Genomic DNA, 20,324 nt, shown 5'->3' on the forward strand with positions numbered 1-20,324 from the left:
TATTAGCCGGAAACCTTTTGTCTCAGCCTCTCTTTTTATTCATTATCTCTGTTAACATGCTTTAACAGAGCCATTTATTAATTAAACACCTGTGCCGCCCATTCAGGATGATCGATGAATGGATTGCGGTTATGCTGATAATCATTGTAAATAACATCGTTCCGCTTGCGTTCCCAGCCGCTTACAGGATCCTGCTGATGCCACTGGAGGAGAACGGATTTTTTGCCCATGTAAGGAGCAGGTCCATTGTTCACACTCTCATTCATCTCAAGATCGGGTTCGCCGCTATCGCCTTCATAACGGACAGCCATGTAAAAAATCATGCGCGCAACATCGCCTTTTACTTCATCGCGGGGCTCCCACGAATCGCTGTCGAAATAGTTTCCAAGAGCTTCTGAATGCTGTGTTCCGCCATTATCAAAATCCAGATTTCCTCTTGAGCTGTTTACGGAAACGTCTGTCGGACGAAGATGATGAAGGTCGGTTCCCGGTCCCATCGCGGTACCAAAATCGCCATGTGATTTTGCCCATACGTGTTCACGGTTCCAGTCGTTCACATTACCGCCGTTTGTCAGTTTGCTCTGTGAACGGCCTGTATAAAGAAGAATGACATTATTTGAGTTCAGCGGGTCTTCATCTGTATGACGCAATGCATCCCATACGGCGTCATAAGAAATCTCGGTATGGTCATCAATGATATTGTGCAAGGCAGATTTTAAAGAAGCTCCTGTTTTCCCAATAGCCGTATTGTAGTACGTCCCGTCATATGGAGATGGAGTGGCTGTTCCGCCGCCGTCAGATCCGCCCCCCTCATCCGGAGGGACTGTCCCGGTTACTTTCTCCATCTGAACAGGACTTTTTACTCCTGCATGGGAAAAATAAGCCGATAAAAGTCCGGTTACTTTAATCTGCTGTCCTTTTAGCGAAGGATTCGACTGAAGTCCGAACGTGCTGCGGTAGGAGGTTGAAAGCTGTACATAAATCATATTGGCCGGGTTGGTTTCATTCGGTGAATCTGCAAGAGCCAGTGCATAATCATTCGGATAATTGCCGGTTATGACAGTGGAAGCTGCGGTAGGCTGCCCCACTATGTATCCCTGTACCGTTTTGGAAGATCCGCTTTGATTGCCGATTCCCTGTGAAACAGAATAGGGACTTGTCCAAGCACCGGTTCCGGTAACGGCTTCAGCCGGTACCAGCATTGAAAGGATAAAGATCAAAACAAAAGACAAAGAGATCATTGGCCTTACGCTTTTTTTCACGTTTGTTCCTCCTGAAATGATAGTTTCCCTTTATCCTGTCACCAAAGTTTTTCTCTTTTTTTAGTTGTTTCATTCCTATTATTTCTTTTTTTGGCTAATGGACACAAGTTTCTTTAGTCGCAATCCATCCAATTCCAAAGTCCTGTATGTCGAAGCGGGAAGGAATATGATGAAAAGACAGAATTTACATATTTTTCTGAATTAATTATAATAGAGAAGATGTTACCTGATTTTAAAGGGGGAATTGTGTTGGATATTAAGGAAGAGACTCAAGAACTTGCAGAAAGGAAGAAGGGGGCCAGGATTGACTATACAGCCATTGCCGAATCACCCGCCTTCCGTAATCTGATTGCTCAAAAGAAAAAATTCATTCTGCCCTTATCCTTATTTTTTCTCGCTTTTTATTTCACCCTCCCTATCCTCACCGCCTACACAAAAGTTTTGAATAACCCGGCTTTCGGCTCCATCAGCTGGGCGTGGGTCTTCGCTTTTGCCCAATTTGTCATGACGTGGGTTTTATGTTCCCTTTATTCAAAAAAAGCAGCTTCATATGACGAGATTGTAGAAGAAATCAGAATGGAAGCTAAACAATAAGGAGGATTCGATGAATCTATTAGCCTTTTCACTCTTTTTAGCGATTGTTGTTTTAACATTGGTAATTACCTATGCAGCTTCAAAACGAACGAAAACAACGAGTGATTTTTATACAGCAGATGGCTCGCTGACCGGATGGCAAAATGGCCTTGCCATCGCAGGAGATTATATGTCTGCGGCCTCTTTTTTGGGTATCGCCGGAATGGTAGCGCTTTCAGGTTTTGACGGATTCTTCTACAGTATCGGTTTCCTGGTAGCGTACCTTGTCGTCTTATATATTGTAGCGGAGCCGTTAAGGAACCTGGGCAAGTACACAATGGCAGATATGATCGCCGCACGCTTTAATCATAAAAAAATTCGGGGCGTTGCTGCATTAAATACGATTTCCATCTCTATTTTCTATATGATTGCTCAGCTTGTAGGAGCCGGAGCATTGATCAAGCTCCTGTTAGGGATCGATTACATATGGTCTGTACTAATTGTAGGCACTTTGATGACCATTTATGTTGTGTTCGGAGGGATGACCGCGACAAGCTGGGTGCAGATTGTAAAAGCACTTCTGCTTATGATGGGAACCTTTATCATATCTGTTATCGTTTTTGCAAAGTTTGATTTTAATGTGATGAAGATGTTTGAGGAAATGCGCTCGGCTACTCCATTAGGGGAAGCGTTTCTCAATCCGGGCAACAAGTTCACAAACCCCCTTGATACGATATCTTTAAATCTTGCACTCGTTTTGGGTACGGCCGGCCTCCCGCATATTTTAATTCGCTTCTTTACCGTGAAGGATGCCATTACTGCAAGAAAATCGGTCGTGTACGCAACATGGATTATCGGAATCTTTTATGTCATGACCATTTTCCTGGGATTTGGAGCAGCTGCTTTTGTAGGATATGACACGATCGTTGAAGCTAATGCCGCCGGAAATATGGCCGCTCCGCTGCTTGCAAAAGTCTTGGGTGGCGACTTTCTGTTTGCCTTTGTATCTGCCGTCGCCTTTGCCACCATTCTCGCGGTAGTCGCAGGACTTGTTCTATCCGCAGCCTCTGCTTTCGCACATGATTTTTACAGTCATATCATGAGAAAAGGAAAGGCAACGGAAAAAGAGCAGGTTGTGGCCGCAAGATGGGCCTCAGTAGGCGTCGCCATTCTGTCTATTATTCTTGCATTATTTGCCCAGAAAATGAATGTGGCTTTCCTTGTGGCTCTCGCCTTTGCTGTCGCCGCAAGTGCAAACCTTCCAATTATTCTGCTGACCATCTTCTGGAAGCGTTTTAATACCGCCGGTGCCATTAGCGGAATGCTTACCGGACTTTTGAGTTCTCTGTTTCTCGTAGCCGTCAGCCCGAATTTATGGTCTCCGGAAGCGGGAGCCGCCATTTTTACGGGAACGCCGTTAATCTCCTTAACCAATCCGGGAATTATCTCCATTCCATTAGGCTTCCTGGGTGCATTTCTCGGGACCGTTCTTTCAAAGAAGAAAGAATCTGAGAGCAAGTTCGATGAAATTGTCGTGCGGGCGAATACGGGGATTAAGGGGAATTATAATTAGACTGCAGGTTGAAGGAGCTTTTTGTGCGGTGCCTGCCCCGCAGTATTTTACCGTACTAAAGCTCCGGTCCTGGTCCGTAAATCCTTGATCTATATGGATTCCCGCACTCTGGCCTCTGTCCCCCGCTGCGGTGAAGGATGATGGGACTGGCACCGCACACCTCCGCTATTAAAAAAGCTGCCGCAAAGAGGGACTTCCCCCTTTTAATGGCAGCTTTTTCGTTAGCTATATGTTATCTTTTCACTTAAGGATCTAATGCCCTCCAAGATAAGCCATTTTCACCTGTTCACTTGCATTCAGCTCGTCAGGATGGCCTGAAATCACGACGCGGCCGGTTTCCAGTACATAGGCCATATTGGCGACAGACAGGGCCATGTTGGCATTCTGTTCTACGAGCAGAATGGTGGTCCCCCCCTTATTTATTTCCTCAATAATCCGGAAGATGGTTTTGACGAGGAGGGGTGCAAGCCCCATGGATGGCTCATCCAGAAGGAGAAGCCTCGGCCTTGCCATGAGGGCGCGGCCCATGGCAAGCATTTGCTGCTCCCCTCCTGAAAGAGTGCCAGCCTGCTGCTTAATCCGTTCCTGAAGACGGGGGAATAAATCATAGACCATGTCAAAGTCATCCTTAATTCCCTTTTTATCTTTCCGGAGGTAAGCTCCAAGCTCCAAGTTCTCTTCCACCGACATATTTGCGAAAATCCGGCGCCCTTCCGGAACGTGGGAGATTCCCTGCTTCACGATGATTTGTGCAGCCTTGCCGTTTATATTTTTCCCTTCGAATGTCACCGTACCTTTTTTGGGTTTTAGCAGGCCGGATATCGTTTTAAGAAGTGTGCTTTTTCCGGCACCGTTTGCGCCGATCAGTGTAACAATTTCACCTTGGCGGATTTCCAGAGAAACCTCTTTGAGTGCCTGTATATGTCCATAATACACATTGATTCCTTCTACCTTCAGCATTATGAAACCTCCTCGCCAAGATAAGCTTCGATGACTTTTGGATTGTTCCGGACTTCTTCCGGGCTGCCTGATGCAATCATCTGGCCGTGATCGAGCACATAAATCCGCTCGCATACTCCCATCACAAGAGGCATGTCATGTTCAATCAGGAGAACCGTCAGATTAAACTTTGTCCGGATGAACCGGATCAGTTCCATCAAATCTTTTGTTTCCTGAGGGTTCATCCCTGCAGCAGGCTCATCGAGAAGCAGCAGTTTCGGATTTGCTGCCAGCGCTCTTGCAATTTCAAGACGCCGCTGCTGCCCGTATGGCAGGTTTTTGGCTTTTTCATCCCGGTACGTATCCAGTTTAAATATTTTCAGGAACTCAAGCGCTTTTTCCTCCATATCCTTCTCTCCTCTGAAGTGGCGCGGCAACCTGAAAATCGATTCGGCGATGGTGTGCTTTGACAAAGAGTGATAGGCCACTTTTACATTATCTATGACCGAAAGCTCCCCGAAAAGCCGGATATTCTGAAAGGTACGGCTGATTCCTTTTTTCGTAATTTTATACGGTGCCAGGTTTTTAAGTACTGTTCCATTTAAAGAGATGGAGCCTTCTGTCGGAACATATACCCCTGTAAGCAGGTTGAAAAATGTCGTTTTCCCCGCACCATTCGGCCCGATTAAGCCGGCAAGTTCCCCTTCAAAAAGTTCCATATTGACCCCGGAGACAGCCTTTAAGCCTCCGAATTGGATACTGACGTCATCTACCTTAAGCAGGGGTGTTTTGTTTTTCATCTGTCTGGCCTCCTTGTGCAGGTTTCTGCTTTTTGAAGAAGGATGTAATTTCTTTCGTTCCGAGTATTCCCTGCGGACGGTACAGCATCATAACGATCAGGACAAGGCTGTAAATGATCATCCGTGTCTCCGGATAATCCTGAAGGAAGGTCGAAACAATGGTTAGGAGAATTGCCGCTATGACAGCTCCCGACATGCTTCCGAGTCCACCCAGGACAACAAAAATCAGGATATCGAATGATTTAAGAAATCCAAAGTTGGACGGCTGAATAATATAAAAGTTATGCGCAAAGAGACCGCCAGCTATCCCGGCAAAAAATGACCCAATGACAAAAGCCATCACCTTGTAGTAGGTCGTATTAATCCCCATTGCATCTGCAGCCGTTTCATCTTCCCTGATGGATATGCATGCTCTTCCGTGAGTTGAGTTTGTAAAGTTGCGGATGACGATAATGGTGAGAAGGAGGCAGCCGAAAATCCATGGCCATGTTGTCAGATTAGACACCTGCATTCCGCTTGCTCCGCCAACGTAATCCAAGTTTAAAAGCATGATTCGGACGATTTCCCCAAATCCGAGTGTCGCAATGGCCAGGTAATCCCCTTTCAGCCTGAGGGATGGAATTCCGATAATCAGGCCCGCCACAGCCGCTGCTAATCCTCCTGCGAGCAGGGCGAGTCCAAATGGAAGCTGAAGATTCATTGTGAAAATAGCCGAAGCATAGGCTCCTACCGCCAGGAAACCCGCATGCCCGATTGAAAACTGGCCTGTTATTCCGATGATTAAATGCAGACTCACTGCCAGAATAATATTAATGGCGATGGTAAAAATTGCGTTTACGTAAAAGGGATTTAATATTCCCCCGGAAATAAGGACCTGAAACAGAATAAAACCCGCTATTGCGGCTCCGATTGAGAGCCAAAAACCAAGTCTTTTATTTTGTTTAGCCATGGCTCCTCCTACACTTTCTCTCTCATATTTTTCCCGAACAGTCCGGATGGACGGAAAATGAGAATTAAAATCAGGACAATAAAGGCCACTCCATCACGCCATAATGAAAACCCGAGCGCACTGACAAGTGATTCAATGACTCCAAGGACAAGTCCGCCAACCATCGCACCGGGAATGATGCCGATCCCGCCAAGCACAGCCGCAACAAATGCTTTAAGTCCGGGAATAATCCCCATTAACGGCTCAATTTTTATGTAATACACACCAAAAATAACGCCTGCTGCTCCTGCAAGAGCGGACCCAATGGCAAAGGTCGCGGATATGGTATTATCCACATTAATCCCCATCAGCTTAGCTGCCTCGGCATCGTGAGAGACTGCACGCATCGCTTTCCCGATTTTAGTGCGGTGGACGATGAATTGCAGTAAGATCATCAGCAGAACAGAAATCCCTAATATAAATAATGACTGCGAGCTAATATTTAATCCAAAAAAATTGATCGTTTCTTTTGGCAGAACAGTACCGGGGTATGCTTCCGGCTGTGCTCCGCGAACGTAAATCATCCCGTACTCAATAAACAGGGAGACTCCGATTGCCGTAATGAGAGCTGCAATTCTCGTTGCATTCCTGAGCGGCTTATAGGCAATTCTCTCAATCATCATTCCGAATAAAGCACAAACGGTCATAGCCAGAATGAGGGCAGGAAAAAAGGGGAGCTTCAGCACCGTAATGGAATAAAAGCCGACAAAAGCACCCACCATAAAAACATCGCCATGAGCGAAGTTGATTAGTTTTACAATCCCGTAAACCATCGTATAGCCTAAAGCGATCAAAGCATAGATACTGCCGAGCGATATGCCGTTAATCAGCTGCTGGATCAATTCCATCGCTAACTCTCCTTATTGTGCCAGTTATTTTTATGGAAAAATGCGAAAAAGGAAAAGGGGGAAAGCCCCCGATTCCAAGCTTTATATGCTTATTCAGGCTCTACTTTAGTCTTAAATTGCTGCTGCCCGTCTTTATATTCGAGAATGGCTGCTGATTTAACCGGATCATGATTTTTATCCAGCGTCAGGTTTCCTGAAACGAGAGCCAGATCTTTTGTTTCAGCTAAAGCCTTTTGAATTTTGACAGGATCACCGCTGCCTGCGCGCTTGATGGCATCTGCAAGATAATAAGCCGTATCATATCCTAATGCCGCAAATGCGTCAGGAGATTTGTCTTTATACTTGCCTTTAAATGCTTTTACGAATTTTTGAATTTTTTCATCCGGATCCCCTGAAGAGTAATGATTTGTAATAAACGTGTTATTCAAAGCATCCCCTCCTGCAATTTCGGCAAGCTTTGGAGAATCCCAGCCGTCTCCGCCCATAAACGGAACATCAATTCCAAGCTCCCGGCCCTGCTTGATGATCAGACCCACTTCCTCGTAATAGCCAGGAAGGAAAACGAAGTCCGGCTTCGCCGATTTGATTCTTGTTAAGGTCGCCCGGAAATCCGTATCTTTGGCAATATATGCTTCCTCAATAACCACTTTTCCGCCAGCTTTCGTAAAGGCTTCTTTAAATGCAGCCGCCAGTCCTTTAGAATAGTCACTGGCGGAGTCGATGTATACCGCTGCTGTTTTCGCCTTCAATTCACCTGAAGCGAAGTTCGCCGCAACGGTTCCCTGGAAAGGATCGATAAAGCACGTTCTGAAGGCAAACTCATTCACTTTGTCGTCTTTATTCGTAATCGCAGGGTTCGTTCCTGTCGGGGTAATAAGAGGCACTTTGTTTTTCGCGAGAATTTCTACTTGTGCAAGCGTGTTTGTGCTGGTAGCTGCCCCCACTACAGCCGCCACTTTATCCTGGCTGACGAGTTTTAGTGCTCCGGAAGTTGCTTCAGCCGCTTCTGATTTATTATCGACTTTCACAAGCTCCAGTTTCTTTCCGTCAATCCCTTCTTTATTGATTTCTTCTAAAGCTAATTCCAAACCTTCAGAAACAGATTGTCCATATGACGCAACTCCGCCTGAAAGCTCCAGATTCGCACCAATTTTAATTTTATCGCTTGCAGTACCGCCTGTTTGTGCTCCGCATCCTGCCATAATCCCTGATAATAAAGATAAAGATAGAACAATTCCGGTTAATTTTTTCTTTCTCATTCGCCCATGCCCCCCGTTTACTTGAATAGATTGCGAGATTCATTGTCCCCTCTGTCATTTTTTCGAATAATTACAATAAAATTAATATTCTGAAAATATTTTACATAATAGAATCTATTCCGTCTAGTAGGTTTGGATGCCTTTCTTCTATTTTATTTCTACATTATGTGACATTATTTTTAGGAAGAAATGACTGTTCTGCTCGCATTATCGCCTTTCATTCATAAATCTGACCTGTCGTACTGGAAAAACATAGGGAGAAAAGGCGGTTCTTAGCATTAAAAAAATTTAATAAAATACACGAAAGGAGAATTGGAACTTTTTAGCATTTCATTCGTAAATGATGGATGGAGGTGGATAAAATGCAAAGAAAGATCAGTTCCCTGCTGTTATTCGTTCTTTTAGTAACTGCTGGCTGCTCCTTGTCCGTGAAGAATGTCCCTCAGAATTCAAACCAGGACCCAAATATCACCGCTATAAAACAGGTCTTGCACTCTCAGTTGACAGGACCCGATTCAGAATTCATCAATGGCTTGGATAACATCCCAAAACTTGAACAGTATTATGAAAAACGCTACAAGTCATATTTTACTGAAGAAATGTACAACAGCTTTGTCTCTGCATATGCTTATAATTATCTTCTCATGGCACATGTTAAAGGACAGCAATTAAAGGTGGATGCTGTCAATGTTAAAAGAATTGATTCCAAAGACGACATCTATGATTTTAAAGCGCTCGTCTTATATGGCAAAAAGGGAAGCAATCAAAAGTCCGCCGAAGTTTCAGGCAGTGTCAATTTCAACAAAGAAGGAAAAATAACTGGTATCACATACAGCGAGGATGACGGATTATCCAAAGAACTGAAGGATTAAATGGATATGAAAAGGGGCCGGGACATAACTAAAATTGTTGTCCTAAAAGCCGAACATTTCTTTTGAAAAAGCACTGTTAAACTTTGCTTTTGATTTCCGCTGCAGTCGTTCGCTCCAATCAATAGGTGTTCAAAAACAACCATATGCTTTAACATAACCTTTGAAAAAAGCATGAAAAACAGTAAAACCGAACGATTACGAAGCTCTATATCAGAGTTTCAAATAATCGTTCGGTTTTTTTATTAGCCGGAAACCTTTTGTTCCAAGCCTCTTTCTTGTAAATATTTGCATTTTCTATCAGCAGCTCCACTTTATATTTTTCTTTGAGCCTGAGGAGGCTGCTCAAGCCATCCCCGCTCCATCATGAGCTTTGCGCCTTCTTCTACATAAAGCAAAATGTCTTTCATCAGAAGCATATAATGAGCCCCCACATCCCGTCTCATCGCAGCAGACAGTGACCTGCCGAGCAGCCATATCGCGGTTGTAGTGGAAGTCGTAATCATAAACATATTCAATTTATCCGAAAACGGGCTGACGGAAGAAGCCGTCACCTCCATAGACACGGGAAGCGTTCCCAGGTGCCCTTCTTTCTTGAGCAGGTCATTAAATGTGTCAATCTGTTTCTGGGCAAGCTTCTGACCTTTTATAAAAAACTGCCTGACATCATGGTCTCTGCACGTTTGGATAAGCCCCAGGAGATGGATCATTCCGATATAATTCCTCTCTATAATGAAAAAGGCTTCTCCCAATTCAAAGGCATTGAGCGGTCTTTCCTTCAGCCAGCCATTGAGGAAAGAGTCTTTTTGGACGAAATCCGCCTGGTCCGGATAAGGAATTTTAGGCGGACGGTCATAAATTCCTTTGGAGAGCATAAGATCAACTGCTTTCCGGTAAACTTGCGACGCCCTATCCTTTGAGAGAGTGAAAAAATCGAGTAAATCTTTTCTGGCAACCGTTATAAAAGAATACGTATATCCCATCATCCCAAGCTGGCTGACACGGTACACATAACTTAGAGCATAGAGGTCCGTAAACAGCGGAGGAGCCTTTTCATCCAAATCAGCCTCTCCAAAACCATAGGGGACCGGATAATTTTCTTCCTCAAATATTGTTTTCAGGCGGGCAATGGATGATACAGACACGTCAAAGGCTTCCTGAACGACTGGTCTGATTTCTTCATCCTCCATGTGAAGGAGAAAATGTTTCAAAAAACAGGAGGACGCCGTCTCCTGCATATAAGCGGTCCATAAAGCAGATATTTCAGGAGTGGTTAGGTTAATATTGTGCTGAACCAAATGAATGACCCCCGGCCGATTTTTCCTTACTATGTGCAACAGGAGGTTTTCTATTCAGTTAAAAAGCGTTGGTTCTGGATTTTCCAGAGCTGTTTGTTTAAAATTCTTTAAAAGATGAGGGAGGAATGGAAATGAACATCACTGTATTCGGAGCAAGCGGAGGCACGGGAATTGAACTAGTGAAACAGGCAGCCGATCAAGGCCACCTAATAAAGGCTTTTGTGAGAACCCCATCCAAATTTCCTTTCAAAACCGAACCGGCTATTGAAATGATTCACGGCAATGCTCTTGACCGCTCGGCTGTAAACCAGGCCGTCAAAGGCAGTGATGCAGTCATTTCCTGCCTTGGAGCAGATGGTCTAAACAAGACGACTGCTCTTTCTGACATGACATCAAATATCCTGGAAGCTATGAAAGAGTCCGGCATTCAGAGACTCGGGTATGTAGCCAGTGCTGGAATTGACCGGGAGATCCCTGGATTGCGCGGAAAAATGGCTGCTTTCTTTCTGCGCAACGTTCTCGATGATCACCGGAAGGCAGCAGAGCTAATGAAAGAATCGGGAATGGAATGGACAATCGCCAGGCCAATGCGGCTGATGGATGAACCGTTAACCGGTGTATACCGCACCTCACTTGAGAGTGTCCCTGAAAACGGTCAAAAAATCAGCAGGGCAGATGTGGCACACTTCATCCTATCATCCATCCAGAACCACACGTTTATCCGGAAATCAGTTGGTCTTGCTTACTGATTGTTTCACATGGAACAAAAAAAGAAGCCTCTAGCGAGTGCTTCTTTTTCGGCTATTCATCATTTTTTTTGCAATCGGGTAGATAATGGGGGCCCATTTCATCACTTTTCTAATAAATTTTCCCACTTGGATCCCTCCTCATTATCTATACATTTCCCAACATTGGAGCAGCATAAACCAGCTTATTTTTTTATGATTGGCACCCACACTTCACACCGGTAATCCAAATGATACGGGTCCCCTGCCGGATAGACTTCCATTTCAGGACCCGCTGCGTGTTCATACCCCGTTGATGGAAACCACTCTGAGTAAACCCTTCCCCAAACATCCTGAATCGCATTCGGCATGGGTCCGGCGGATTCAAATACAGCCCATGTCTGGGCAGGAATGATCCGCTCCTCCAGTTCCTTATCTTCTGAAGTCCCCGTCTGCTCTGCAGCAATCATATAAACCATTTCTTCTTTGTCCTGATTGATATCAAGGCACAGCCCGAGGAAGCCCATCGGACCGAGATTTGGTGCAAGCCTTTCGCTTAACCCATTCGGCCGATTGGACTCCTCCCAAAACTCACTGATGGTTTTCTGCTGGTGCCCATTGGCTGTCGAAGTTTTAATCGACTTTCCAATCACTTTAAAGCTTTCTTTGTTCACAATCCGATAATTCATTTCTTTTTCTCCCTTCAGCTGAATGTGAAAAGAAGCCGGGGATAAGCCTTTAGCAAACGGCCCGATTTCCGGGCTTCGGTCGGGCTCATACCGTGAGCTCTCCGGAATGCTTTAGAGAAAGATTCAGGTGTCTCATAGCCATATTTCAGGGCAATATCGATGACCTTAGCCGATGTGTTCACCACTTCCTGTGCAGCGAGGGTCAGCCTTCTATTTCGCATATACTCACCCGGAGTAACCCCTGTAACCATCAAAAACATCCTTTGAAAATGAAATTTTGACATACAGGCGATTGAAGCCGCTTCCTCTACGCTGAACCCTGAGCTCAATCTTTCCTCCATATAACGGATACTGTCATTCATGCGGATTAAAGCTTCCACCCCGCACCTCCTCTTCTCTATCTACTGTACCTGCCGGAGAATTTCCCTTCCTGTCCGTTCTTGCTCTTTTATCACCAGTTCTTCTCATGCTTCTTCATGAAAAAGAGATTTTCCTTCTTAGAAATCACTCTGCTCATTTCCGCTGCAGCCCGGATCCCCTCCATCCAGAGCAAAATGAATATGGCCTAATCAAAAAAGACCAGCAACTCATGCTGATCCTTATTCTCCAGATAATATTTCGGCTAAAGATTGAAAACCTTCATCCTGCAGGCGCAAATCGTTTATGCTCCGCTTCATATGCTGGTCAATTAATTCATGAAGCTCATCCGCATTCTTTTCTTCCATTGCCTTCACCATTTTTTCATGCTCGGCAGCCCTTGCGTTATGCTCGGTTTCCACCTGATAAAATACATCAAACAGAAAAAGGTACACATTGTTTTGATTGAGCAGCTGTTCCATATAGCGGATCAGGAACTTATTTTCGCTTTTTCTCGCCAGGTATAAGTGGAATTCCTTATTTAAATTCACGTATCCGTTCAAATCTTTGTTTTTGTAAGTCTCCTGCTCTTTTGCCAGCAGGCTGTTGAGCTTTTTAATATCCTCATCCCTAATATGCCTGAGTCCGTATTTAACCGCCATATGTTCAAATTCTTTTCTCATATCGAAAAAGGAAAGAATCTCTTCCTTTGACGGGTGAACAACATAAGAGCCTTTGTTTGGAATAATTTCAATGAGTCCTTCTGTTTCAAGCCGTTTGAAAGCCTGCCTGATGGGGGTACGGCTTACCTTCAGCGTTTCCGAAATGGTTTGCTCCACAAGCTGGGTTCCCGGAGCAATTTTTCTGGCAAGCAGCGCCTCTTTCAAATGAATATAGACGCGCTGCTCTGTCGTCTGTTTTCCCTTCAAATCGCTCACCCTTCATTTCCGCACATTTCCCGTTTCTTCTCTTTATCATAAACGAAAACAAGTGCGTGAAAAAGAGCAGAGGCTCGGAAATTAAGCAAAAGTCTTAAAATTCCTTCCCATGATTTCGTTCATATTATGAATGGTCACAAAAGCGTCCTTGTCTACAGATTGAATGTACATTTTCAGGCGGTGAAAGTCTCTCCTTGCCAGGATGGTCGTGATAACTTCCTTTTCATCATTTGAAAAAGCCCCTTTCGCCGTATGCACCGTAGCGCCTTTATTCAGTTCCAGCAGGATATACTGCTTAATTTTGTGACTTTCTCCGCTGATGATGACCACTTCTTTATTTTCGTTCATCAGCTGCATTGCGTAATCAATCAGGAATCCTTTTATAAGAAGACCCAATAAGGCATACATTCCCGTTTGAATGCCAAATACCAGTGCGGACGATAGGACAATGAGAATATCGGCAAGCAATACGGCCCTGCCCATTTCCATATGAGTAAATTTATTAATGATTCTCGCAACAATATCCGTTCCCCCTGTAGATGCATGCTGGCTGAATACAAGGGCACTTCCCACTGCACCAATAATCATCCCAATTATCAGCTCGATTAAGGCATCATCACTCATAGGCTTTTCCATTGGGAAAAAGATGCTGAACCCCCATACAATCAAACTGAGTGTAATGCTTGAGTAGAGAGAGATGGCTCCGAATGCAGACCCAATCGTAAGAAATCCGACGATAAACAGGATTCCGTCAAGCATGAGCATGATTTGACCGACCGGCAGCGGCAGGAAGTGCTGAATGACAATGGATAATCCTCCCGTTCCTCCAGCAGCAATTCTATTTGGGGAAAGGAAAAAGTGAATGTTTGTTGCGACCAGGATCAATCCGAGATTTATTTTCAAAAATGACAGCATTTTTGGACTCATTCGGAGACCTCCTTTTCAGAAAATATTGTCGTTCAAAATTGTTCAACAATCCAGATTATAACGACCCGCGAACGGGATGTAAATGATTAATCGAATGTTAAGCCCTTACATTTGAATTTGATTATTTGAAACAAGAAAATAGGAATATACCTGCCTTCCAGCGATTGGAATGAAGAGAAAATGGAGCCTATGTCCCTATGACAATAAATGAATCTCCAATCCATTTCGCTCCTTCATTTAATCCTTAGAAAATCCACCATTTATCGTTTCCGACAACTCGGAAAATTGCCCTTATTTAACTAAAGGCTTTGTTAAAGAAAGTTGTTGATTTTTAACACCTGTTGAGTGGAGCGGAAGGCATGAGACTCCGAGCTGAGAGCAGCGGGACAGGTGAGACCCCGCAGTGGCGAAGCCAGGAGGAGGCTCACCGCACGCCCAAGGATAAGCGAACGACTTCAGCGGAAATCAACAGCCAAGTTTAACAGATCTTAACTAAAAAAAGCAGCCCCGACAGGCCGCTTTTTACGCTTGCATTTTTTTCAGGATGTAGTCAATCAAATCTCCCATTGGACGGTCATCAATCGCGTCCAGGACCTCCGGCTTCAGCAGCTGGAGTTTTTTTATTTCATAGTAATCATACAGGGCACGTTTAACGGAAATCCCCTCTTCCATAAGGAAGGCAGGGCTCAATAAGCGCTTAAAGGCCGCTTCATCCTGCATAATCAATAGGGATGGATTAACCGGATGAAAGACTCCTTCTCTGATTCCTTCCTCGTAGAAATCTTTTATATGATTTTCTCTCCATTTTCTTCCTGCCGTAATTTCCTGATACACGTCAGGACAGCTTTGACGCAAATCCCTCATGAAAATTTCAGATGAATAAATGGCCGAAAGAGCGGCCTGCTGAAATACCTTTTGAAAGCGGTACGTGTAGCTAATTTCTTTATTTAAAAGGGTTTCATCCACTTCTTTGCTGTAATCGGTAAATACCTCTCCCACTTTTTGTATAATTTCTTCCTTTGAGGAAAAATAATTATAAAGGGTTGCCTTGCTTACGTTGATCAGCTGAGTCATATCCTGGATCTTCATCTTGCTGAAACCTTGTATGCGCATGACATTCATGAGTTTCTTTGCATAGGAGGTCCGCATTTCCTCTCGCTGTTCATCATCTAACTTACGCATTCCTCTCACTCCTTTCAAACAAAGTAAGCTCTATCCATTAGAACATTTTAGACGAAATAAGTCTAGTTGGTTTACAAAGATTCCTTGTGTGTGATACATTGTTCCACGTAAACATTTTAGACTTTTATAAACCAAAAAGTACAAAATAAAAGGAGCGATACAGCATGAATACGAATTTTACTCAAATTTATATAAATGGAGAATGGAAACCAGGATCCAGCGACAGCATGATTAAAAATATCAATCCTTTTACTCATGAAGAAATTCTTGAAATCAAAGCCGCTGACAAGCAAGATCTCGATGATGCCTATAAAGCAGCGGAGGCTGCACAGGTCAAATGGTCAAAAGAACTTCCACAAGTTAAAAGAGCCCTTCTTGAGAAATCCGTTCAAATAATGGAAGAACAAAAAGACGTGTTTGTTGACTGGCTTGTGAAAGAATCCGGCAGTACCGTGTTTAAAGCGGAAGCTGAGTACCGTGCAGCGATGAATGTACTAAAAGAAGCCGCTACATTCCCATACCGAATGGAAGGCAAAATTCTTCCTTCTCAAACGCCAGGCAAAGAAAACCGGGTGTACCGCGAGCCGCTTGGAGTAGTTGGAGTCATCAGTCCGTGGAACTTCCCGCTTCACCTTGCGATGCGTTCTATTGCATCAGCCATCGCAACTGGTAATAGTGTAGTCATCAAACCGGCAACCGAAACTCCTGTAACAGGCGGTCTTATTTTTGCCAGCCTGTTCGAAGCAGCTGGAGCCCCGAAAGGCTTAGTGAATGCAGTTGTTGGGCGCGGTTCAGAAATCGGCGATGATATGGTGACTCACAAAACACCGCGTCTCATTTCATTCACCGGGTCAACCGAAGTAGGAAAAAGAATCGGCCAGCTTGCAGGCGGAGAATTGAAGAAAACTGCCCTTGAGCTTGGTGGAAACAACGTGTTTATCGTTCTTGAAGATGCCGACATTGACCAGGCTGCCGAATCTGCCGTGTTTGGTAAATTTTATCACCAAGGCCAGATCTGCATGGCCATCAACCGCATCTTTGTCCACAGCAGCATTTACGATCAATTTGCTGAGCGTTTCATTGAAAAAGCAAAAGAGCTAAAATACGGAAACCCGGCGGAAGCTGATACAAAAGTAGGTCCGCTGATCAACCGCGGACAGGTTGACCGCATTTTAGAGGACGTAAACGAAAGCGTGAAGCAGGGTGCCAAATTGCGTCTAGGCGGAAAAGCGGAAGGAAATGTTCTGGAACCTACTGTTCTGACTGGCGTGACGAACGAAATGCCGATTGCTGTGAACGAAATCTTTGGACCGGCAGCTGCTCTGATTTCATTCGATTCTGAGGAAGAAGTCATCGAAATGGCCAATGCGATGCCTTACGGATTAAGCGGTGCTGTGCATTCAGCTTCAATTGAGCATGCAACCCTTGTTGCCCATGACATTCACACTGGTATGATTCACGTAAATGACCAGCCTGTGAATGAAGAGCCGCACATGCCGTTCGGCGGAGAAAAAGATTCCGGGATCGGCCGTTTCAATGGTGAATGGGCACTGGAAGAATTCACAACCGTTAAATGGCTTTCTGTTCAGCATAACCGCAGAAACTATGGTCCATTTTTTAAATCTTAACCAATCATGACAGGATGCCGGCCCCTTATGGAGCCGGCATTTTCTATAAATCAAATAATTGACAATTTTCAAAATACATGATTCCCTTAAGTTAGATTGTAATCGCTTACAATCTAACTTGTTACATATACGGGAGGAGAAATGAAGCATGTACAAATTTCCAAATTCGGAAGGCTCCATTATTCAATTCAAAGACCGTTATGACAATTTCATCGGAGGAAAATGGACATCCCCTGTGAAGGGTGAGTATTTTGAAAATGTCACTCCTGTCACCGGGAAAGTCTTCTGCCAGGTAGCCCGTTCAACGGAAGAGGACATTGAACTCGCTCTTGATGCGGCCCACAAGGCAAAGGATTCATGGGGAAAAACGTCTGTAACCGAACGTTCCCTCATCCTTAACCGCATTGCAGACCGGATGGAAGAAAACCTCGAAAAGCTTGCACTCGCTGAAACATGGGAAAACGGAAAAGCGGTCAGAGAGACGCTGAATGCCGATATCCCCCTGGCTGTCGACCATTTCCGTTATTTCGCCTCTGTCATCCGTGCCCAGGAAGGAAGCATCGGCCAGATTGACGAGAGTACAGTTGCTTATCATTTCTACGAACCGCTCGGAGTAGTCGGTCAGATTATCCCCTGGAACTTCCCTATTCTTATGGCTGCCTGGAAAATTGCACCCGCACTCGCTGCCGGAAACACCATCGTTTTAAAACCAGCCGAGCAAACCCCTGCCTCGCTTATGTTCATGCTGGACTTAATTGCGGATCTTCTCCCCGACGGCGTACTGAATGTTGTAAACGGCTATGGACTTGAGGCCGGCAAGCCGCTTGCATCAAACCCAAGGATCAGCAAAATTGCGTTTACCGGCGAAACAACGACCGGACGCCTGATTATGCAGTATGCTTCCCAAAACATTATCCCTGTTACCCTTGAGCTCGGCGGAAAATCTCCCAATATCTTTTTCGAAGACGTGATGCGGGAAGATGATGCTTTTCTGGATAAAGCAATAGAAGGTTTTGTTATGTTCGCTCTGAATCAGGGCGAGGTCTGTACGTGCCCTTCGAGAGCGCTTATCCAGGAATCCATTTATGACAAGTTCATGGAACGGGCAATTGAACGGGTAAAAGCTATTAAAACCGGTAATCCTCTCGATCCGAATGTCATGATGGGAGCTCAGGCATCATCCGAGCAGATGGAAAAAATCCTTTCTTATTTGGAAATCGGTAAAGCTGAAGGAGCAAAATGTCTTACGGGCGGGGAACGAAACCGAATGGAAGGAGAGCTTTCTGACGGCTACTATATTCAGCCGACCATTTTTGAAGGCAAAAACAATATGAGGATCTTCCAGGAGGAAATTTTCGGACCAGTCCTGTCTGTCACAACCTTTAAAAACCCGGAGGAAGCGCTATCCCTTGCAAACGATACCCTTTATGGCCTTGGGGCAGGCGTCTGGACACGCGACATGAACACAGCCTTCCAATTCGGACGTTCCATAGAAGCGGGCCGGGTGTGGACAAATTGCTATCATCAATACCCTGCTCACGCTGCATTCGGCGGCTATAAAATGTCCGGGATCGGCCGGGAAAATCATAAAATGATGCTCAGCCACTACCAGCAGGTTAAGAATCTCCTCGTCAGCTACAGTACGAACAAGCTTGGATTCTTTTAAAAACGGAGGTGCATGAAATAATGGCCGACCGCGTCACTGCGACAGAACCGGCAATCGCATTGATCAAAAAGCTAACGGAAAGACACGGCCCTATTATGTTTCACCAGTCAGGAGGCTGCTGTGACGGCAGCTCGCCGATGTGCTATCCAGAGGGCGACCTTCTCATCGGCAGCCAGGACGTTCTGCTTGGAGAGATTGGCGGCAGCCCCTTCTATATTCATAAAAAACAATATGAATACTGGAAACACACTCAGGTCATCATTGATGTAGTGGATGGCAGAGGGGGCATGTTTTCACTTGAAGGGGTGGAAGGCGTCCGATTCCTGAGCCGGTCCCGTCCCTTTACGGCGGAGGAGATCCGGGAGCTGAATGCAGAGGAGGAGGCCGGGCGTCGTTAGGGAATCAGATGAACTCGGATACCCTTTACGCGCACACGCTGAAAATCCGGGAATCCAGTCGAAAAGTCGATAAATTGGTTTTCCGGCTTTTCATGTATCATAAAAACCCGGCTCCTCACACTAAGGAGCCGGGTTTTTCATCAGTTATTAATATATTTCTCAAACACATAGCCGAAGTCTTTAATACTGTATTGCTTTTTCGTATCCATCAGCCAAGAGAAGGCCGTCTGATTTACTTTCTTGAACTCTTCGGACAGGCTGCCTTCTGTGCTTCTCATATTGCCGAGTGTCGTGGAGGCCATTTGCAGACTCTGTTTTGCATAGTCAAGAGCCTGCTTGCTTTCACGGTTAATCTCCGCAATTTTAATGAGTGCTTTGTACAGATCCTTCAGCTCTTCCAAATGTTTTTTATGTACATCAATGGAGTAAGCCGTGCTGCCCATCTTAAACTTGATTTCCACGTCGAGATCCACCGTTCCCGCTGTTTCCAAGAACACGTCGGAAATCTGGTTGGTACGGTACTCAAGCCGGCGGAGTGTCCGTTTTTTGCTCGCTGCACTGGCTCCGTCCAAATGTACGAGTGCCCGGTTTGTAAAGCAGTACTCATCGGCTTTCGATTTAATCAAAAAGAAAATGCGTTCATTCTCCTCATGCAGAATGTAATCATCTGCATCTACTTTGTCGTAATCCGCAGGTTTGATGACACTTCCAATATCGCTGAGCCCCAGCATATCTGATGCTACTTTTCCAAACATACGATTCTCCCTTTCCTTATTCTGTATTATGTTTTTAGTGTATCACACAGGCTATTGCCTTGTATGGCCTTCTAAAAATTTCTGAATGCCTGAATCCCCTTCCTTCACACGCTCCACAACATCCTTCTCCCATTTCTCAGCATTGGCTGCGTAGCTGGCTAAATTCGATCCGAACAGGTTTTCAAGCTCCGCCCTCGTTACCCTGATAGTCTGCGGCTGTTCGGTTTCAATCTTCAGCTCCGCCCAATCCGCATTTTTAATGAGAATCAAGAGGGCTGCAGCATTGTTAAGCAATAGATAATCACTTGTTTTCGGATTCCAGCTGTTTTCAAATGGTGCTGCATCCTGTCCATCCTTCACCCCATATACAACTGTCAGCCCGTATGGTTTTTCCTTCGTTTCTAGCTCCAGTTTTTTGACATGCTCTGCCCCGGGAAGCTTGTTCACAATCCCGCTAACTGCACTGTTATCTCCCACATAAGGGGTTTTTTCTGCAGAAAGCACTTTCGGATTTATGCTTGAATGATTAGCACTCTTAGCCTCAGATGACTGACAGCCTGACAGCAGTGCCGCTGCAGCCGCTAAGGCAACCAAAGTGGTTCCCATCTTCTTCATGGCTCTCCTCCTTTTCACTCACTCATTTATACGAA

The 20,324-nt window shown here is 45.0% G+C and carries 21 protein-coding genes; 7 read left to right on the forward strand and 14 right to left on the reverse strand.

Annotated features, from left to right (window positions below; genetic code table 11):
* Positions 1–77: 77 nt before the first annotated feature.
* On the reverse strand, positions 78–1,202 hold the full coding sequence (locus CEF21_RS00755; protein ID WP_206427812.1) for an endonuclease: 1,125 nt from the start codon (positions 1,200–1,202) through the stop codon (positions 78–80).
* Between the two features lie 315 nt (positions 1,203–1,517).
* Here CEF21_RS00755 and CEF21_RS00760 point away from each other — a divergent pair, with 315 nt between their 5' ends.
* The gene (locus tag CEF21_RS00760) at positions 1,518–1,856 is read left to right on the forward strand and encodes a DUF485 domain-containing protein (RefSeq protein WP_241156817.1); all 339 of its coding nucleotides are present in this window, start codon (positions 1,518–1,520) and stop codon (positions 1,854–1,856) included.
* A gap of 10 nt (positions 1,857–1,866) precedes the next feature.
* Entirely contained in the window at positions 1,867–3,408 is a 1,542-nt protein-coding gene (locus tag CEF21_RS00765; protein ID WP_123912972.1) for a solute symporter family protein, read from the forward strand.
* 252 nt (positions 3,409–3,660) lie between these two features.
* On the opposite strand, the gene CEF21_RS00770 is transcribed toward CEF21_RS00765, so the two are convergent.
* The 5 genes from CEF21_RS00770 to CEF21_RS00790 all read right to left on the reverse strand — a co-directional run bounded on the left by CEF21_RS00770 (position 3,661) and on the right by CEF21_RS00790 (position 8,242).
* Entirely contained in the window at positions 3,661–4,368 is a 708-nt protein-coding gene (locus CEF21_RS00770) for an ABC transporter ATP-binding protein (protein WP_123912973.1), read from the reverse strand.
* Positions 4,368–5,147, reverse strand: coding sequence for an ABC transporter ATP-binding protein (locus CEF21_RS00775; protein WP_123912974.1), 780 nt, complete (start codon positions 5,145–5,147; stop codon positions 4,368–4,370). The genes CEF21_RS00770 and CEF21_RS00775 overlap by 1 nt, the downstream gene beginning before the upstream one ends.
* Positions 5,122–6,096 (reverse strand): branched-chain amino acid ABC transporter permease, encoded by a 975-nt coding sequence (locus tag CEF21_RS00780; RefSeq protein WP_123912975.1) that lies wholly within the window; start codon positions 6,094–6,096, stop codon positions 5,122–5,124. Before CEF21_RS00780 ends, CEF21_RS00775 begins: the two co-directional genes overlap by 26 nt.
* 8 nt (positions 6,097–6,104) lie before the next feature.
* Positions 6,105–6,983: a branched-chain amino acid ABC transporter permease gene (locus CEF21_RS00785; RefSeq protein ID WP_123912976.1), complete on the reverse strand. Its 879-nt coding sequence runs from the start codon at positions 6,981–6,983 to the stop codon at positions 6,105–6,107.
* Positions 6,984–7,072: 89 nt separating this feature from the next.
* Positions 7,073–8,242: an ABC transporter substrate-binding protein gene (locus tag CEF21_RS00790; protein ID WP_123912977.1), complete on the reverse strand. Its 1,170-nt coding sequence runs from the start codon at positions 8,240–8,242 to the stop codon at positions 7,073–7,075.
* 362 nt (positions 8,243–8,604) lie between these two features.
* Here CEF21_RS00790 and CEF21_RS00795 point away from each other — a divergent pair, with 362 nt between their 5' ends.
* A complete protein-coding gene (locus tag CEF21_RS00795; protein WP_123912978.1) occupies positions 8,605–9,114 on the forward strand; it encodes a hypothetical protein in 510 nt (169 codons plus the stop codon).
* A gap of 311 nt (positions 9,115–9,425) precedes the next feature.
* Here CEF21_RS00795 and CEF21_RS00800 read toward each other — a convergent pair whose 3' ends face one another.
* Entirely contained in the window at positions 9,426–10,409 is a 984-nt protein-coding gene (locus tag CEF21_RS00800) for a DUF3231 family protein (protein WP_123912979.1), read from the reverse strand.
* Between the two features lie 131 nt (positions 10,410–10,540).
* Here CEF21_RS00800 and CEF21_RS00805 point away from each other — a divergent pair, with 131 nt between their 5' ends.
* On the forward strand, positions 10,541–11,158 hold the full coding sequence (locus tag CEF21_RS00805) for an NAD(P)-dependent oxidoreductase (RefSeq protein WP_123912980.1): 618 nt from the start codon (positions 10,541–10,543) through the stop codon (positions 11,156–11,158).
* A gap of 182 nt (positions 11,159–11,340) precedes the next feature.
* On the opposite strand, the gene CEF21_RS21760 is transcribed toward CEF21_RS00805, so the two are convergent.
* From CEF21_RS21760 to CEF21_RS00825, 5 genes are all read right to left on the reverse strand, one after another.
* Positions 11,341–11,823 carry a GyrI-like domain-containing protein gene (locus CEF21_RS21760; protein WP_346773360.1) on the reverse strand — a complete coding sequence of 161 codons (483 nt, stop codon included), beginning with the start codon at positions 11,821–11,823 and terminating at the stop codon, positions 11,341–11,343.
* Positions 11,824–11,837: 14 nt separating this feature from the next.
* Positions 11,838–12,203, reverse strand: coding sequence for a helix-turn-helix transcriptional regulator (locus CEF21_RS21765; RefSeq protein WP_346773361.1), 366 nt, complete (start codon positions 12,201–12,203; stop codon positions 11,838–11,840).
* A gap of 219 nt (positions 12,204–12,422) precedes the next feature.
* The gene (locus CEF21_RS00815) at positions 12,423–13,109 is read right to left on the reverse strand and encodes a GntR family transcriptional regulator (RefSeq protein ID WP_164462058.1); all 687 of its coding nucleotides are present in this window, start codon (positions 13,107–13,109) and stop codon (positions 12,423–12,425) included.
* A gap of 90 nt (positions 13,110–13,199) precedes the next feature.
* Positions 13,200–14,045 carry a YitT family protein gene (locus CEF21_RS00820; protein WP_123912982.1) on the reverse strand — a complete coding sequence of 282 codons (846 nt, stop codon included), beginning with the start codon at positions 14,043–14,045 and terminating at the stop codon, positions 13,200–13,202.
* A gap of 522 nt (positions 14,046–14,567) precedes the next feature.
* A complete protein-coding gene (locus CEF21_RS00825; protein ID WP_123912983.1) occupies positions 14,568–15,227 on the reverse strand; it encodes a TetR/AcrR family transcriptional regulator in 660 nt (219 codons plus the stop codon).
* A 164-nt stretch (positions 15,228–15,391) separates the two neighbouring features.
* On the opposite strand from CEF21_RS00825, the gene CEF21_RS00830 reads away from it, so the two are divergent.
* The 3 genes from CEF21_RS00830 to CEF21_RS00840 all read left to right on the forward strand — a co-directional run bounded on the left by CEF21_RS00830 (position 15,392) and on the right by CEF21_RS00840 (position 18,919).
* Positions 15,392–16,855 (forward strand): aldehyde dehydrogenase family protein, encoded by a 1,464-nt coding sequence (locus tag CEF21_RS00830; protein WP_123912984.1) that lies wholly within the window; start codon positions 15,392–15,394, stop codon positions 16,853–16,855.
* 148 nt (positions 16,856–17,003) lie between these two features.
* Entirely contained in the window at positions 17,004–18,521 is a 1,518-nt protein-coding gene (gene exaC / locus CEF21_RS00835) for an acetaldehyde dehydrogenase ExaC (RefSeq protein WP_123912985.1), read from the forward strand.
* 20 nt (positions 18,522–18,541) lie between these two features.
* Positions 18,542–18,919 (forward strand): DUF779 domain-containing protein, encoded by a 378-nt coding sequence (locus CEF21_RS00840; RefSeq protein WP_123912986.1) that lies wholly within the window; start codon positions 18,542–18,544, stop codon positions 18,917–18,919.
* Positions 18,920–19,059: 140 nt separating this feature from the next.
* On the opposite strand, the gene CEF21_RS00845 is transcribed toward CEF21_RS00840, so the two are convergent.
* Both CEF21_RS00845 and CEF21_RS00850 read right to left on the reverse strand, forming a co-directional pair.
* Positions 19,060–19,674 carry a PH domain-containing protein gene (locus CEF21_RS00845; RefSeq protein WP_123912987.1) on the reverse strand — a complete coding sequence of 205 codons (615 nt, stop codon included), beginning with the start codon at positions 19,672–19,674 and terminating at the stop codon, positions 19,060–19,062.
* Positions 19,675–19,725: 51 nt separating this feature from the next.
* A complete protein-coding gene (locus tag CEF21_RS00850) occupies positions 19,726–20,289 on the reverse strand; it encodes a DUF4825 domain-containing protein (RefSeq protein WP_123912988.1) in 564 nt (187 codons plus the stop codon).
* Between the last annotated feature and the right edge of the window lie 35 nt (positions 20,290–20,324).

This window comes from Bacillus sp. FJAT-42376 (genome assembly GCF_003816055.1).
In the GTDB taxonomy this organism is placed as follows: domain Bacteria; phylum Bacillota; class Bacilli; order Bacillales; family Bacillaceae; genus Metabacillus_B.